Source organism: Actinosynnema sp. NPDC023658 (assembly GCF_040639995.1).
In the GTDB taxonomy this organism is placed as follows: domain Bacteria; phylum Actinomycetota; class Actinomycetes; order Mycobacteriales; family Pseudonocardiaceae; genus Actinosynnema.
This window is the reverse complement of the sequence record NZ_JBFAAX010000003.1, coordinates 13,647-28,393: the sequence shown is the minus strand read 5'-3', so window position 1 is coordinate 28,393 and position 14,747 is coordinate 13,647. Positions and strand designations below refer to the sequence as shown.

Below are 14,747 nucleotides of genomic sequence, written 5' to 3'. Positions count from 1 at the left end.
GGTCGTTCGGGTCCTCATTCCCGGCGATCACGCTCTTCGATCGCCGGGACTCAGGGCGCGAACGACCGACTTCCAGGCGACCTCGCCGCCGTCTGCGGAGCAGCGGCCATCAATACCGGCAATCAATGCGGCGCGCGGGCGGCCAGCTTGGCCGACGCCGGGTCCGCGGCGGCCACCGCGCCCCGGGCGGCCAGTTGGCACAGGTCGAAGCTGGTCGACGCGAGCTTCGCGCCCACGCCCGCCAGCGCCGTGTGGTTCATCGACAGGCTCGTCACGCCCAACCCGGTCAGCACGCACGCCAGCAGCGGGTCGGCGGCGGCCTCACCGCAGACGCCCACCGGCTTGCCCGCGGCCGTGCCCGCGGCGCCTACCAGCTCGACCAGCCGGAGCAGGGCGGGCTGCCACGGGTCGTTGAGCGCGGCCACCGCGCCGACCTGCCGGTCCGCCGCGAACACGTACTGCGCCAGGTCGTTGGTGCCGATCGACACGAAGTCGACCACGGCCAGGATCTCCCGGGCGAGCAGCGCCGCCGCCGGGATCTCGATCATCACGCCGGCCCGCCGCAGGTTCGCGGCCCGCGCCCGTTCCACGAACCACGCGGCCTCGGCGGCGGTGGCGACCATCGGCGCCATCACCGACACCTCGGCGCCGGTGTCCGCGGCGGCCAAGGCGATCGCCTCCAGCTGGCGCTCCAGCACGTCCGGGCGGTCGAAGGCGACCCGCAGGCCGCGCACGCCCAGCGCCGGGTTCGGCTCCGGCTCGGGCGCCAGGAACGGCAGCGGCTTGTCCGCGCCCGCGTCCAGCGTGCGCACCACCACGGGCTTGCCCGCGAACGGCGCGAGCACCGCCGCGTACGCCTCGCGCTGCTCCTCGACCGACGGTTCCGAGGCCGCCGACAGGAAGCAGAACTCGGTCCGGAACAGGCCGACGCCCTCCGCGCCACCGGCGGCCGCGGCCACCGCGTCGGCGGGCGAGCCGACGTTGCCCAGCACCTTCACCCGGTAGCCGTCGCGCAGCGCGCCGACGCCGTTCCACTCCGCGCGACCGGCGACGTGCGCGGCCCGGACCGTGCCGTCGGACGGCTGCACCACACCGGTGTCGCCGTCCACGAGCAGCGCCGGCACGTCCAGGTCCAGCACGCCGCGGCACGCGACCACGGCCGGGATGCCGAGCGACCGGGCCAGGATCGCGGTGTGCGAGGTCGGCCCGCCCTCCTCGGTGACCAGGGCCAGCACCTTGGCCGGGTCGAGCCCGGCGGTGTCGGCGGGTGCGAGGTCGCGGGCCACCAGCACGGACGGCGAGGCCAGCGGCGGCACGCCGGGCGCGGCCACGCCGAGCAGCTCGGCCACCAGCCGGTCGCGCACGTCGCGGACGTCCCGCGCGCGTTCGGCCATGTACCCGCCGGCCGCCTCCAGGGCGGAGATGAACCCGGCGGCGGCCTGGTGCACCGCCCGTGCGGCGGGCAGCGCGTCGGACGTGACCAGCTTCTCCGACTGCGACAGCAACGCCGGGTCGGACGCCATCGCGGCGGTCGTCTCCAGCACGTCCTTGGCGTCACCGCTCGCGGCGGCGGCCCGCTCCCGCAGCCGCGCCGCGACCACCTCCGCGGCGGGCGCGATCCGCGCCGCCTCGGCCTGCGGGTCCGCGGGCGCGGGCCCGGCCGGTGGTTCACCCAGGGGTTCGGCCACCCGGACCACCGGCCCGGAAGCCCGACCGGAACTGACCCCGACACCGCTCAGCCGTGCAGTCGACATGGTCTAGACCATACCCTCCGAGTCGACGAACCGCGTAGACCGAGCCAACGCCACCGGGCCGGAACCCGCTACCCCGGCCGACGTCACCCGATCCCCCGCACCTGCTCCAGGGTCGGGTACGACGGTTGCGCGCCCGACGACGTCACCGACAGCGCGGCCACGCGCGCGGCGAACGCGGCGGCTTCCGGCAGCTCGGAGCCGGACGCCAGGCCGAACGCCAACGCGCCGGCGAACGCGTCGCCGGCACCCGTCGTGTCCACAACGGACACTGCAGGGGCCTGCACCTCCACCACGCCGGAGGGCGTGACGACGGCCGCGCCGCGAGCGCCCAGCGTGACCACGGCGGACCTCGGGCCTAGGTCGAGCAGGCCGTCGAACGACGACGCCAGCGACGCCGCCTCGTGCTCGTTCACGATCAGCGGGTCGAGCAGGGCCAGCGTCTCCGCGGGCACCTCGACCACCGGCGACAGGTTCAGCACCGGCCGCACGCCCCGGGCCGCGGCCGTCCGCACGGCGTGCGACACCGTCGGCACCGGCACCTCCAGCGAGCACACCAGCACCGACACGTCGTCCCAGGTCAGGGCGTCCACATCGGACACACCGAGGTCCGAGTTCGCGCCGGGCGCGACGACGATCGAGTTCTCCCCGTCGGGCGTGACGGTGATGTAGGCCAGGCCGGTGGGCCGGGACGACCTGCGCACGAAGTCGGTGCGGACGCCGGACGACGACAGCGAGTCGAGCAGCAGCTCCCCGTACTGGTCCGCGCCCACCGCGCCGACGAGCGCGACCGACGCGCCCAGCCGGGCGGCGGCCACGGCCGTGTTCGCGCCCTTGCCCCCGGGCAGGACGACGGTGTCGCCGCCGAGCACCGTCTCACCGCCCGCGGGACGGCGGGGGACCGGCACGACGAGGTCCGCGTTGGCCGAACCGAGCACGAGGACAGTCACGCCGACGACTGTGCCAGAGACCGCGCCCGCCGTGACCGGTTCGGCACCCGGTCTGAGTAGTGGTACGGATGCCGGATACACCCGAATCGGGCGACCCTGGTCACATGACCGGTATAGGGCTGGGGCAGGACCCCCTGATGAGGCTGGCAGACGAACTCGGCCACCTGGGCCGTCGCCTGGAGGCGGTGGGTCAGGAGCTGCACCGGGTCGGCGGCGCGCAGGCGGTGGCGACGGCGTCCGCACCACCCGCCACCGACAGAACCGCCACCGACCAGACCCCCGCGAACCCGGCCGCCACCGACCCGCCCGTCACCGACGCAGCCGCCGACCCGGCCACCACCAAGCCTGCCGACAGCGAGCCGGCCGCCGACGCAGCCGTCCCGGCCACGGCGGTGACCGACGCACCCGCGACCGCCGAGCCGAGCGCGCCCGACCACCCGGCCGCCCCGACGGCGCGGCCCGAACCGCGACCGGCCGGGACCGCACCGCAACCCGCCGGCCCCGCGCCCTTCCACCCGGGCCGGCCGATCCAGTCCGCGCAGCCGACCCACCCCGGTCAGTGGCCGGGTCAGCAGGTCGGCCCGACCCCGTACCCGTCCCGGCAGGGCGGTCCGGGCTGGGGCACGCCGTCGCCCCACTGGCCGCCGCCGCCCCCTCCGCCGGCCGGCCCCACGCTCTTCGACCGCCTCGCCAAGGACGGCGCGGGCAGCAAGCTGCTCGCCTGGGTCGGCGGCGCGGTCACGCTGCTCGGCGTCGTCCTGCTGCTGGTCCTGGCCGTCCAGCGCGGCTACCTCGGCCCGCTGCCCCGCGTCCTCGGCGGCGCGGCGCTGGGCGGTGTGCTCGTCGGCCTCGGCCTGTGGCTGCACCGCACCCCGGCCGGTCGCACCGGCGCGTTCGCCCTGGCCGCCACCGGCATCGCGGTGCTCTACCTGGACGTCATCGCGGCCACCTCGATCTACGAGTACCTGCCCGAGGGCGGCGGTCTGGCCGCGGGTCTGCTCGTCGCGGCCGGAGGGCTGCTGCTCGCGCTGCGGTGGGACTCGGCCGTCCTGGCCGTCGGCGTGGTGGCGGCCTGCGCCGTGTGCGCGCCCGTGCTCACCGAGGGGTTCACGCCGCTGCTCGTCGGGTTCCTGCTGGTCCTGAAGATCGCGGCGAGCCCGGTGCACATCAAGCGGGACTGGTCGTGGCTCGCCGTCACCGCCGGCGTTCCTCCGCTGATCGCCTCGGTCCTGGTCATCGGCCGCACCGACCAGTACGCGCTGGCCGGGATCTCCTTGCTGGCCGCCGTGATCGGCGTGGCGACCGCGGTGCTCACGATCAGGGTCCGGCCCGGTGACGTCACCGCGGTCGCCCTCGCCGTCGGCTCGCCGCTGCCCGCCCTGCTCACCACCGCCGTCCTCGACCGGCTCCTCGGCGCGGGTGTCGCGGGCGCGGTCGCGGTGATCATGCTGGCGCTGTGGGCGGTCGGACGGCGTCCGCTGCCGCGGAACTTCACCGCGGCGGTCGGCGCGGTCGGTGTGTTCGCGCTGTTCCAGGCGACCGCGCTGACCTTCGACGGCAGCACGCGCGCCGCGGTCGTGCTGGCCGAAGCCCTGCTGCTGGCGTTCCTGGGCAAGGCCCTCGCATCCCGTGGTCCGCTGCTCGCGTCCCTTGTGTTCGGTGTCATCGGGTTCGTGCTCACCACGTCCGACGCGGTGCCGCCGCGACTGCTGTGGGAGGAGCCGTGGGGCACGGACTCCGCCGGGTTCCTGGTGTCCGGCGTGCTGACCGCGCTGGTCCTCGGCGTCCTCGCGGTCGTGCTGCCGTGGGCGGCGACGAGCCTGCGCCTGCTGGGCAGGCAGCCGTTGCCGTGGATCGCGGCGGGGGTCGTGCTGCTGTACGCCGCGGCCGGGGTCGTGCTGTGCGGTGCGCTGCTGGTGTCGCAGGACGTGACCGGATTCCTCTTCGGTCACTCGATCGTGACGGTGTCGTGGACGGTCGCCGCGCTGGTGCTCCTGGTGCGCGGCATCGACCGGAAGCCCCTGCGGGTGGCCGGGTTGGTGCTGGTCGGGGCCGCGGTGGCGAAGTTGGTCCTGTTCGACATGGCCGCTTTGGACGGCGTCGCCCGCGTCCTCGCGTTCATCGGCGCGGGTCTCGTCCTCCTGACGGCGGGCACCCGTTACGCCAAGCTGGTGGCAACTCGTCGAATTTCGGCTGATTCGTAGCTCTCGGGATCCAAAACGGCCCGGACTGCGTCAACCTGGTGTAGAGGTCTACGTCGTCGGGGTACGACCACCGGTGCTTCGGCACCGGCAGGGGTCCGGCGTCGGTCGTTTCGCCCCCCGAGCGACCGGCGCCGGGCGCACCGCCGCCGTTGCCGCCCGTTCCGCCGTCGCGGGCGGCAGCCAGGACGCCTTCACCCGGTCCGGCACAAATGGCACACGTCCGTAGGACCGCGGTGGAATCCGACCGCACGGCGGTGTTCCCATCCAGCCATGTGGGGACGACGACGTACCGCAACCCTCGGCACCGCCGCTGTCCTCCTCGCCGCCGCGCTCTCGGCCGCGGGTCAGGAGCGGTCGCAGGTCGTCGTCACCTCGGGCACACCGGCACCACGCGCCTACGTGGTCGCGCACAGCGGCCGGGTGCAGGTCCTCGACACCTCCGACGGCCGGGCCGTCGGGAGCGTGAACACCGGCGCGTGGACGACGGGTGCGGCGGTCGGGCCGGGCGGTGACCGGGTGTACGTGGTCAACGGCTGGGCGGGCGTCGTCACGGCGGTGGACCCGGTGGCGGGCAAGGTCGTCGGCCGCATCGAGACCCGCGCGCAGCTCGCGCAGGCGGTGCTGCGCCCGGACGGAAAGCGGCTCTACGTCACCGGCAGCGGCGCGGTGGCGGTGATCGACCCGGCGTCGTTCCGCCTGGTCGCCGCGATCAAGGCGGGCGGCCAGCCGCAGGGCCTCGCGATCACGCCCGACGGCCGCCGGCTCTACGTGGCCAACGCGCAGGACGGCACGGTCAGCGTCCTGGACACCGCGACCGCCAGCCCGAAGACCGCCATCGACGTCCCCGGGATGCCGCAGCAGGTCGCGATCAGCGCGGACGGCACCGCGGTCTACGTCAGCTCGCTCGACGTGGGCGAGGGCGAGGGCACGGTGTCCATGATCGACCCGCGCACCGACGAGGTGCGCTGGTCGAAGCCGGTCGGCAAGGGCGCGGGCAGCATCGCGGTCACCCCGGACGGGCGGCGGGTCTACGTCGCGCTGAAGCGCCGCGTCGCCGTCCTCGACACCACCACCCGCACCACCAGGACGTTGCGGCTCAAGGCGAAGACCCTCGCCATCGCGCCCGGCGACCGCCGCGTGTTCCTGTCCGCGGGCAACACCGCGACCGTGCTCGACAGCCGGGACAACAAGGTGCTCGACACGTTCCAGCTGAGCGGGCTGGACGACGACGGCCACGGCTTCGCGGCCACGGCCATCGCCTTCGAACCAGCCGACGAGGACTAGACGGGCTGTAGGGACTAGACGCGCTGCGGGGCCTTGGCCGGTCCGCCGTCGCCGCGGGCGCGCTCGTCCTCCGCCGGCGCCTCCTCGTGGATCGCCATCCGCTCCTGGATCCGCCGCAGCGGCCCCGGAGCCCACCACGCGGCGTTGCCGAGCATCCGCATCACGGCCGGCACGAGCAGCATCCGCACCACCGTGGCGTCCAGCGCGAGCGCCAGGATCATGCCCACGCCGACGAACCGCATCATGGTGATCTGCGAGAACGCGAACGCGCCGGTCACCACGATGAGCAGCAGCGCGGCCGCCGTGATCACCCGGCCGGTCTTCGCGAGGCCCGCGCTCACCGCCTCCTCGGTCGTCGCGCCGCGACCGCGCGCCTCGACCATGCGGGACAGGAGGAACACCTCGTAGTCGGTGGACAACCCGAAGACCACGGCCGCCATCAGCACCACGATCCCGGACTCCAGCGGCGCGGGCGTGACGCCGAGCAGCGACGCGCCGTGCCCGTCCTGGAACACCCACACCAGCACGCCGAACGTGGCCGACAGGCTCAGCGCGCTCATCACCACGGCCTTGATCGGCAGCAGCACCGAGCCGAACGCCAGGAACATCAGCACGAACGTCGCGCCGACCAGCAGCCCGATCATCAGCGGCAGCTTGTCCGCGATGGCGTCGAGGCTGTCGGACACCATCGCCGTCGTGCCGCCGACGAGCACCTCGTCACCGGGCCCGGCCAGCGCCCGCACGTCCTTCAGCGCCTGCTTGGACTCGTTGCTCAGCGCGTCGTGGTCCAGCCCGGCGTTGATCAGCCACACGCCGCCGGCGGGCTCGGCCGCGACCTGCGCGTCACCGACACCGGGCACCGCGCCGAGGTCCGCGACGAACGCCTGCACGTCGGCGGGCGACGGGTCACCGGTCACCACGACCTTGAAGCCGGAGTTGGACAGCGCGGCGAAGTCGGAGTTGATCGTCTCGGCGGCGACGCGCGCCGGGTTGCCCTCGGGCAGCACCTTCTCGGTGACCTCGCCGAACTTCACGCCCAGGAACGGCGAGCCGAGGGCCAGCAGCACCAGCACGATCGGCAGCGCGAACAGCACCGGGCGCTTCATCACGCGACCGGCGAGCCGCCGCCAGCCGGCCTCCGACGGGACTTTGCCCTTGCGCCACGGCACGGCGAGCTTGTCGACGCGGTGGCCGAGGACCGCCAGCAGGGCGGGGAGCAGGGTCAGCGAGACGACCGCCGCGATCGCCACCGCGGACATGCCGCCGTAGCTCAGGGACTTCAGGAAGCCGTGCGGGAACAGCAGGAGCCCGGCCAGCGCGATCACCAGCAGGGTCGCGGAGAACAGCACGGTGCGCCCGGCCGACATGACCGTCCGGCGCACGGCGTCCGGGGTGTCCCGCCCGGCGGCCAGCTCCTCGCGGAACCGGCCGACCATGAACAGCCCGTAGTCGATCGCCATGCCGAGGCCGAGCAGGCTGGCCACGTTGACCGCGAACGAGTTCACGTCCGCGACCAGCGACACGGCGTGCAGCACGCCCAGCGACCCCATGATCGCCAGGCCGCCGACCAGCACCGGCAGCGACGCCGCGACCAGGCCGCCGAAGATGACGATGAGCAGCACCAGCACGATCGGCAGCGAGACGGCCTCGGCCTTGGTCAGGTCGGAGGCGGACATGTCGCTGATCGCCTTCTGGGTCGGCACCAGCCCGCCGACCTGCGTCTCCAGCCCGTCGACCGGGAGCTGGTCGACGATCTGCTCGTACTGCTTGATCTGCGCGTTCGAGTCGCCCGAGCGCAGCGTGATCACCACGAGCGACTTGCCGCTCTCCGGTGACGGGTACGGCGGCTGCACCTTCAGCACGGCGTCGGTCGGCAGGCCGGACAGCTGGGCGGCGATCTGCTGGAGCCGGGCGGGGTCCGTGGTGTCGTAGACCACCAGGACGTCACCGCCCTGCCGGCCGAACGCGTCCTGCGCGACCTCGTTGGCCCGCGCGGCCTCGCTCGTGGGCGCTTCGTAGCCGCCCTGGCTGAGCCGGTCGAACACGCCCAGCCCCCAGACGCCGCCGACCACCGCCAGGGTGACCGTCACGATCAACACCGCCCACCTGCGGCGGTGCGCCAGCGAGCCCCACTTCGCGAACACGCGTCCTCCCGGGCAAATGGGCTACCGTGGCGTGAATGGCGTCAACTTCGTAAACACCGTTCACTCAAGCGCCCGAAAGTTATACCCGGTGAACACCGTTTACAACCGGATTGGGTGACATATGACCGAGGCCACTCGCCGAGAGAGGCTACGCGCTGAGACCGAGCGTGAGATCCGGCGACAGGCCCGTGCCCTGCTCGTGAAGCACGGCCGGGACGCCGTCACTCTGCGTGCCATCGCACGCGAGGTCGGCATCACCGCCCCGGCGTTGTACCGGTACTACGACTCGCGCGAGGACCTGCTCCGCCGGCTCGCGGAGGACATCTGCACCGACCTCGCCGCGAAGCTCGACGCCGACCTGGACGGCATCGACGAGCACGACGTGAACGCGCAGGTGTACGCGGTGTGCCGGGGCTTCCGCCGCTGGGCCCTCGCGCACCCGCAGGAGTTCACGCTGGTGTTCGCCTCGACCGAGGACGCGCTGGCCCCGTGCGCCCCAGGCGAGGACCACAGCCAGGTCGGTGACCAGTTCGGCCGGGTGTTCCTGGAGCTCGCGGGCAGGCTGATCGCGAGCCACCCGCTGCCGGAGGGACTCGGTGACGACGTGCCGGAGGACCTGCACGCCGACCTGGCGGCGTTCCAGAAGGTGCTGCTCGCCAGCGTCACCGACCGCGGGGTCGAGGTCGACGAGCGGGTGCTGCCGCTCGGCGCGGTCTACCACGTCACGCAGTCGTGGGTGCGCATCTACGGTCACGTGGCCCTGGAGGTCTTCGGCCGCTTCCCGTTCGCGGTGTCCAACCCCGAGCCCCTGTTCGACTCCATGCTGGCGCAGATCCTGGGCGAGATGGGTCTCCCTCCGCAACGGTGAAGTGCGACTTCCGGGCATACCTGCTGGTCCGTTCGAGCGCTTTTCGCGTTCAGCCCGCAACCACGGGCGCTCGGACGGGTTGCATGGGTGGGCCGCACGGCGAGAACGTCTCGGGGCGGGGGGATGGTGGCGGGCAAGAGTTCCGACAAGGGATCCGGCGGGGTCGCGCTGGTGGCCGCGGTGCTCGTCGTCCTCGCGGGCGCGGGCGGCGCCGGTGGTGCCGCGCTGAACTCGGGCGCGAGCGGTGGCGGCGGTGCGGCCCCGGTGGAGAGCATCAGCGTGCGCAAGTGGGACGCCAAGCGCGCGGCCGTGGGCGGTGACGCCCAAGGCGCGATGAGCCACCTCGGCGTCGGGATCAGCAAGCAGGCGGTCAAGCAGGAGCTCGACTGCCTGGACAACTCGTTCGGCCAGGTGCGCGAGTTCTTCGCGCAGACGCCGTGCGCCGCGCTGGACCGCCTGCTCATGGCCGTCGGTGACCAGGCGGGCAACGCCGCCGTCGTCTCCGTGGTGTGGGTGACCTTCCCGGGCCGCAACCAGGCCAGGCAGTTCGACCGGGTCGTCGACGTGGCGGGTTCCGGTGACGTGAAGCCGTTGAGCGGCGGCCTCGTCGGCCTGCCGGACGTCCACTTCACCGCCGAGCACTACTGGTCGGAGACCAAGGACACGACGATCACGATCGCGGAGTCCGAACCCGCGACCGGCCACGTCGAGCCGGACCTGCTCGACGCGATGACCGAGGTGGCCGCCCAGCTGCCCCGTCCGTAGCCGGGCCCCACCCGCAGGCGCACGACCAGTGCGCAGGGGCGCTGGACCCGGCCGAACGGGCAACCGGGCGCGTCGAGCCGGACCTGCTCGACGCGATGGCCGAAGTGGCCGCCCGGTTGCCCCGTCCGTGAACGATCCGTCCGGTTCCCCTACAGCACCACGTTGACCAGCCGGCCCGGCACCACGATCACCTTGCGCGGCGTGCCGCCGTTCAGCAGCTCGGCCACCTTCTCGTCGGCCAGGGCCGCGGCCTGCACCTCGTCCGACGACGCCGACGCGGGCACCTGCACCCGCGCCTTCACCTTGCCGTTGACCTGGATCGGGTACTCCACCGTGTCCTCGACCAGGTACTTCTCGTCCGCGGCCGGGAACGGGCCGTGGGCCAGCGAGTCGGTGTGGCCCAGCCGCGACCACAGCTCCTCGGCGACGTGCGGGCTCAGCGGGGCCAGCATCAGCACCATCGGCTCGGCCAGCACGCGCGGTGCGCCGCCCGGGAAGTGCTTGGTCACGTGGTTGTTCAGCTCGATCAGCTTCGCGCCCGCCGTGTTGTAGCGCAGGTTCGCGAAGTCGTCGTGCACGCCCGCGATCGTCCTGTGCAGCAGCCGCAGCGCTTCGTCACCCGGCGCCTCGTCGGTGACCCGCAGCTCGCCCGTGGTCTCGTCGACGAGGTTGCGCCACAGCCGCTGCAGGAACCGCTGCGCGCCGACGACGTCCTTGGTCGCCCACGGCCGCGAGACGTCCATCGGGCCCATCGACATCTCGTACAGCCGGAACGTGTCCGCGCCGTACCGGTCGCACATGTCGTCCGGCGTCACGACGTTCTTCAGGCTCTTGCCCATCTTGCCGTACTCGCGACGCACCTCTTCGCCCTCGAAGAAGTACTTGCCGTCGCGCTCCTCCACCTCCTCGGCGGGCACGGGGGTGCCGCGCGAGTCGCGGTAGGCGTACGCCTCGATGTAGCCCTGGTTGAACAGCCGCCGGTACGGCTCGTCACCGGACACGTGGCCCAGGTCGAACAGCACCTTCTGCCAGAACCGCGCGTACAGCAGGTGCAGCACCGCGTGCTCCACCCCGCCGATGTACAGGTCGACACCGCCCGGGTCGGACGCACCGTGCTCGGCCGGGCGCGGGCCCAGCCAGTACCGCTCGTTCTCCGCGTCGACGAACCGGTCCGGGTCCGTCGGGTCCACGTACCGCAGCTGGTACCAGCACGAACCCGCCCAGTTGGGCATGGTGTTGGTCTCGCGCCGGTACTGCCGCGGCCCGTCGCCCAGGTCCAGCTCGACGGTGACCCAGTCCTCGGCGCGCGACAGCGGCGGCGACGGCTCGGAGTTCGCGTCGTCCGGGTCGAACGTCCGCGGCGAGTAGTCGTCCACGTCGGGCAGCTCGATCGGCAGCATCGACTCCGGCACCGCGATCGGCGTGCCGTCGGCGTCGTAGACGATCGGGAACGGCTCGCCCCAGTACCGCTGCCGCGAGAACAGCCAGTCGCGCAGCTTGAACTGGACGGTGCCCTCGCCCCGGCCCTGCTCCTCCAGCCAGGCGATGATCTTCTTCTTGGCCTCGTCGACGTCCAGGCCGTCCAGGTCGACGCTGTCCGGGTGGCTGGAGTTCACCGCGGGCCCGGTGCCCGTGTACGCGTCGCCCTCGAAGTCCGCGGGCGGCTGCACGGTCCGGACGATCGGCAGGTCGAACGCCTTGGCGAAGTCCCAGTCGCGCTGGTCCTGGCCCGGCACCGCCATGATCGCGCCGGTGCCGTAGCCCATCAGCACGTAGTCCGCCACGTACACCGGGATGCGCGCGCCGTTGACCGGGTTCGTGGCGTGCGCGCCGGTGAAGACGCCGGTCTTCTCCTTGTTCTCCTGCCGGTCCAGCTCGGACTTGCGGGACACCTCGGCGCGGTACGCGGCGACCGCGCCGGCCTGCTCCTCGGACGCGATCGCGTCCACCAGCGGGTGCTCGGGCGCCAGCACCATGTACGTCGCGCCGAACAGCGTGTCCGGCCGGGTGGTGAACACCTCGACGTCGACGCCCTCGTGCCCGACGACCGCGAACTTGACCCGGGCGCCGTGCGAGCGCCCGATCCAGTTGCGCTGCATCGCCTTGATCTTGTCCGGCCAGTCCAGCCGGTCCAGGTCGTCGATCAGCCGGTCGGAGTACGCGGTGATCCGCATCATCCACTGGCGCAGCGAGCGCCGGAACACCGGGAAGTTGCCGCGCTCGCTGCGGCCCTCCGCGGTGACCTCCTCGTTGGCCAGCACGGTGCCCAGGCCGGGGCACCAGTTCACCGGCGCCTCGGACAGGTACACCAGGCGGTGCTGCCCCAGCAGCTTCTCCCGCTCCGGACGGCTCAGCTCGGCCCACGGCGCGTCCGGCGTGGCCCGCTCACCCGAGGCGAACTGCGCCTCCAGCTCCGCGATCGGCCGGGCCCTGCCCGCGGCCGGGTCGTACCAGGAGTTGAAGATCTGCAGGAAGATCCACTGGGTCCACTTGTAGTAGTCCGGGTCGATGGTGGAGATGCGCCGGCGCTCGTCGTGGCCCAGGCCCAGCCTGCGGATCTGCCGCAGGTAGGTCTTGATGTTGTCCTCGGTGGTCTTGCGCGGGTGCTGGCCGGTCTGCACGGCGTACTGCTCGGCGGGCAGGCCGAACGCGTCGAAGCCCATCGTGTGCAGCACGTTGCGGCCGTTCATCCGGTGGTACCGGGCGAACACGTCGGTGCCGATGAAGCCCAGCGGGTGTCCCACGTGCAGGCCCGCGCCCGACGGGTACGGGAACATGTCCTGCACGAACAGCTTGTCGTCGGGCACGTCGCCCTTGAGCGGTCCGACCGGGTTCGGCGCGTGGAAGGTGCCCTGCTCCTCCCAGTGCTGCTGCCAGCGGCGCTCGATCTCGCCCGCCAGCTCGGCGGTGTAGCGGTAGGCGGGCGTCGCGTCCGCCGCGTCGGTGCTCATCGGGATGTCCCTCTCCATCGGTACCTGCCCCTGACATGACGAAACCCCCCAGCCCGAAGGGCATGAGGGGTTGCCGCGCGGACCCGGCTGGCGGGGTCTGCGCGGCTAGCTAAGGAGCAGGCGGGCCTTGCTCATGTCGTCAACGGTATCAGCGCAGCGCAAGCGCGATGAATCGGGTGAACTCCTCGGCGGCGAAGTTGTCGTCGCTGACCAGCAGCAAGGTGCGCTCGCCGGAGGCCAGCCGCGGTCCCCAGGTGAGGCCCTCGACGTTGTCGATCACGGGCAGCGGGAAGTCGTCCAGGTCGGCCAGCAGCTTCTTGCGCACCGGGCGCACGTCGGCGGCGAGGACGTCCTGGTCGCGCACGTCCGTCGCGCCCGCCAGGTCGACCCGGAACAGGCGCACCTTGTAGTCCGCGCCGGGCACCCAGCTGCGTTCAAGCGCGTAGTAGCGGCCGGGCACGGTCGGGTCGGCCAGGATCGCGGGCACGCCCGTGTCCGGGCCCCACGGTCCGGGCTCGGGCTCCGCGAACAGCGGCTCCAGCGGGTAGGCGTGCTGGGCGAGCACCCGGCCGTCGCGGGTCTGCACGGTGAGGCGGGTCAGCGCGCCCCGGTCGGCGGTCGGCAGGTCGCCGTCCTGGAGGAGCGGACCCTCGACCACGCTGGTCAGGAGGCTGCCGCCGGCCGAGAACGCGATCGCTTCGAGGGCGAGGTTGCGGCGCGGGCCGCGGTCGGCGGTGATCGCGTAGTTCTCCGGCAGCGGCAGGGTGCCCGCGTAGCCGCCGTCGCGGTGGGCCTGCTGGATGGACGGCTGCACGACGACCGGTCCCTCGGTCTTGGGCCGCTCGCCCTCCTGGCTCCACCAGTAGTCGCCGGTCACCGGGTCGACCCGGATCTCCTCGGGGTCCACCGCGCGTCCGTCGTCCAGCGGTGGCGACGAGTAGGTGCCGCCGTCCTGGTGGCGCAGCGCGTGCGTGCCGGTGAGGCGGACGTCGTGCACGCCGGAGGCGTCGACCTCCACGGCGGCGGTGTAGAAGCGGGCCGGGTTGGTGTACGAGCGGTCGTCGCTGATCATGACGTACTCGCCGGTGGTGGGGTCGCGGTCGATGCCGGACAGGCCGCCGACCGTCGTGCCCTCGAACTGCAGGGCGTGCGGGAGGGTCGTCTGGCCGAGGAAGCGGACTGGCGGCGCGGCGGAGGCGGCCGGGGCGGTCGGGACGAGCACGGCGGCGGCCACCGCGCCCGCCACCAGAGATCGGAGTCGCATGCCGATGAGCCTCCCGATCCCGTCCCGAGGTGCGTAAGGACACCTTCGGGTGAAGCGGGGTGGCTCGACCAAGATCGAGGGACGCGCCTACCCTCGTCAGGGTGAACATCGTGCTGCCCGTGGTGCTGGGTCTGATCGGCGTCGCCTTCGGAACGGTCGGTTTCCTGGGCGTGCGGGGCCTCCTGCACCGCAACCGCTTCTTCGGCGTGCGCACCAAGGCCACGCTCCGCGACGACGACACGTTCGCGCTGGCCAACAAGATCGCCGGCGTGCCCAACCTGGCCGCCGGCGTGATCGCGCTCGTCGCGGCCCTCGCCGCGGCGGTGAACCCGGCGTTGGCCCTGGTCATCGGCCTGGTCGGGCTGGTCGGCAGCATCGTCGTCGCCGGTGCGGGCGGCGTGCTGGGCCACCGGGCCGCCGAGGCGTTGCCCGAGCAGGAGCCGGCCGGGTGCGGCGGCTGCGCGTGCTCCGGCGCCGGCGGCGGGTGCGGCGTCCTCACGCGCGCCTGAGCTGTGTTGAATTGCCGCTGCTCCGCAGACGGCGGCTCGGTCGCCTGGAAGTCGACC

The 14,747-nt window shown here is 73.0% G+C and carries 10 protein-coding genes; 5 read left to right on the top strand and 5 right to left on the bottom strand.

Features of this window, described 5'->3' with window-relative positions:
* Nucleotides 1–122: 122 nt before the first annotated feature.
* Together ptsP and AB0G02_RS00950 are read right to left on the bottom strand one after the other, a co-directional pair.
* The gene (gene ptsP, locus AB0G02_RS00955; RefSeq protein WP_360787307.1) at nt 123–1,754 is read right to left on the bottom strand and encodes a phosphoenolpyruvate--protein phosphotransferase; all 1,632 of its coding nucleotides are present in this window, start codon (nt 1,752–1,754) and stop codon (nt 123–125) included.
* Between the two features lie 83 nt (nt 1,755–1,837).
* A complete protein-coding gene (locus AB0G02_RS00950) occupies nt 1,838–2,701 on the bottom strand; it encodes a ribokinase (RefSeq protein ID WP_360787304.1) in 864 nt (287 codons plus the stop codon).
* A gap of 137 nt (nt 2,702–2,838) precedes the next feature.
* Between AB0G02_RS00950 and AB0G02_RS00945 the strand changes: the two genes are divergently transcribed.
* On the top strand, nt 2,839–4,905 hold the full coding sequence (locus AB0G02_RS00945; protein ID WP_360787301.1) for a DUF2339 domain-containing protein: 2,067 nt from the start codon (nt 2,839–2,841) through the stop codon (nt 4,903–4,905).
* Nucleotides 4,906–5,175: 270 nt separating this feature from the next.
* On the top strand, nt 5,176–6,189 hold the full coding sequence (locus AB0G02_RS00940) for a YncE family protein (RefSeq protein ID WP_360787298.1): 1,014 nt from the start codon (nt 5,176–5,178) through the stop codon (nt 6,187–6,189).
* Between the two features lie 14 nt (nt 6,190–6,203).
* Here the strand turns inward: AB0G02_RS00940 and AB0G02_RS00935 are convergent, their stop codons facing one another.
* Nucleotides 6,204–8,333: an MMPL family transporter gene (locus tag AB0G02_RS00935; RefSeq protein WP_360787295.1), complete on the bottom strand. Its 2,130-nt coding sequence runs from the start codon at nt 8,331–8,333 to the stop codon at nt 6,204–6,206.
* A gap of 121 nt (nt 8,334–8,454) precedes the next feature.
* Here AB0G02_RS00935 and AB0G02_RS00930 point away from each other — a divergent pair, with 121 nt between their 5' ends.
* Entirely contained in the window at nt 8,455–9,201 is a 747-nt protein-coding gene (locus tag AB0G02_RS00930; protein ID WP_360787292.1) for a TetR/AcrR family transcriptional regulator, read from the top strand.
* Between the two features lie 123 nt (nt 9,202–9,324).
* Nucleotides 9,325–9,966 (top strand): hypothetical protein, encoded by a 642-nt coding sequence (locus tag AB0G02_RS00925; protein WP_360787289.1) that lies wholly within the window; start codon nt 9,325–9,327, stop codon nt 9,964–9,966.
* A 149-nt stretch (nt 9,967–10,115) separates the two neighbouring features.
* Here AB0G02_RS00925 and leuS read toward each other — a convergent pair whose 3' ends face one another.
* Both leuS and AB0G02_RS00915 read right to left on the bottom strand, forming a co-directional pair.
* Nucleotides 10,116–12,917 carry a leucine--tRNA ligase gene (gene leuS / locus AB0G02_RS00920; RefSeq protein WP_360787390.1) on the bottom strand — a complete coding sequence of 934 codons (2,802 nt, stop codon included), beginning with the start codon at nt 12,915–12,917 and terminating at the stop codon, nt 10,116–10,118.
* A gap of 148 nt (nt 12,918–13,065) precedes the next feature.
* Nucleotides 13,066–14,181 carry an esterase-like activity of phytase family protein gene (locus AB0G02_RS00915; protein ID WP_360787286.1) on the bottom strand — a complete coding sequence of 372 codons (1,116 nt, stop codon included), beginning with the start codon at nt 14,179–14,181 and terminating at the stop codon, nt 13,066–13,068.
* Nucleotides 14,182–14,282: 101 nt separating this feature from the next.
* Here AB0G02_RS00915 and AB0G02_RS00910 point away from each other — a divergent pair, with 101 nt between their 5' ends.
* Nucleotides 14,283–14,690: an SdpI family protein gene (locus AB0G02_RS00910; protein WP_360787284.1), complete on the top strand. Its 408-nt coding sequence runs from the start codon at nt 14,283–14,285 to the stop codon at nt 14,688–14,690.
* The last annotated feature ends 57 nt before the right edge of the window (nt 14,691–14,747 follow it).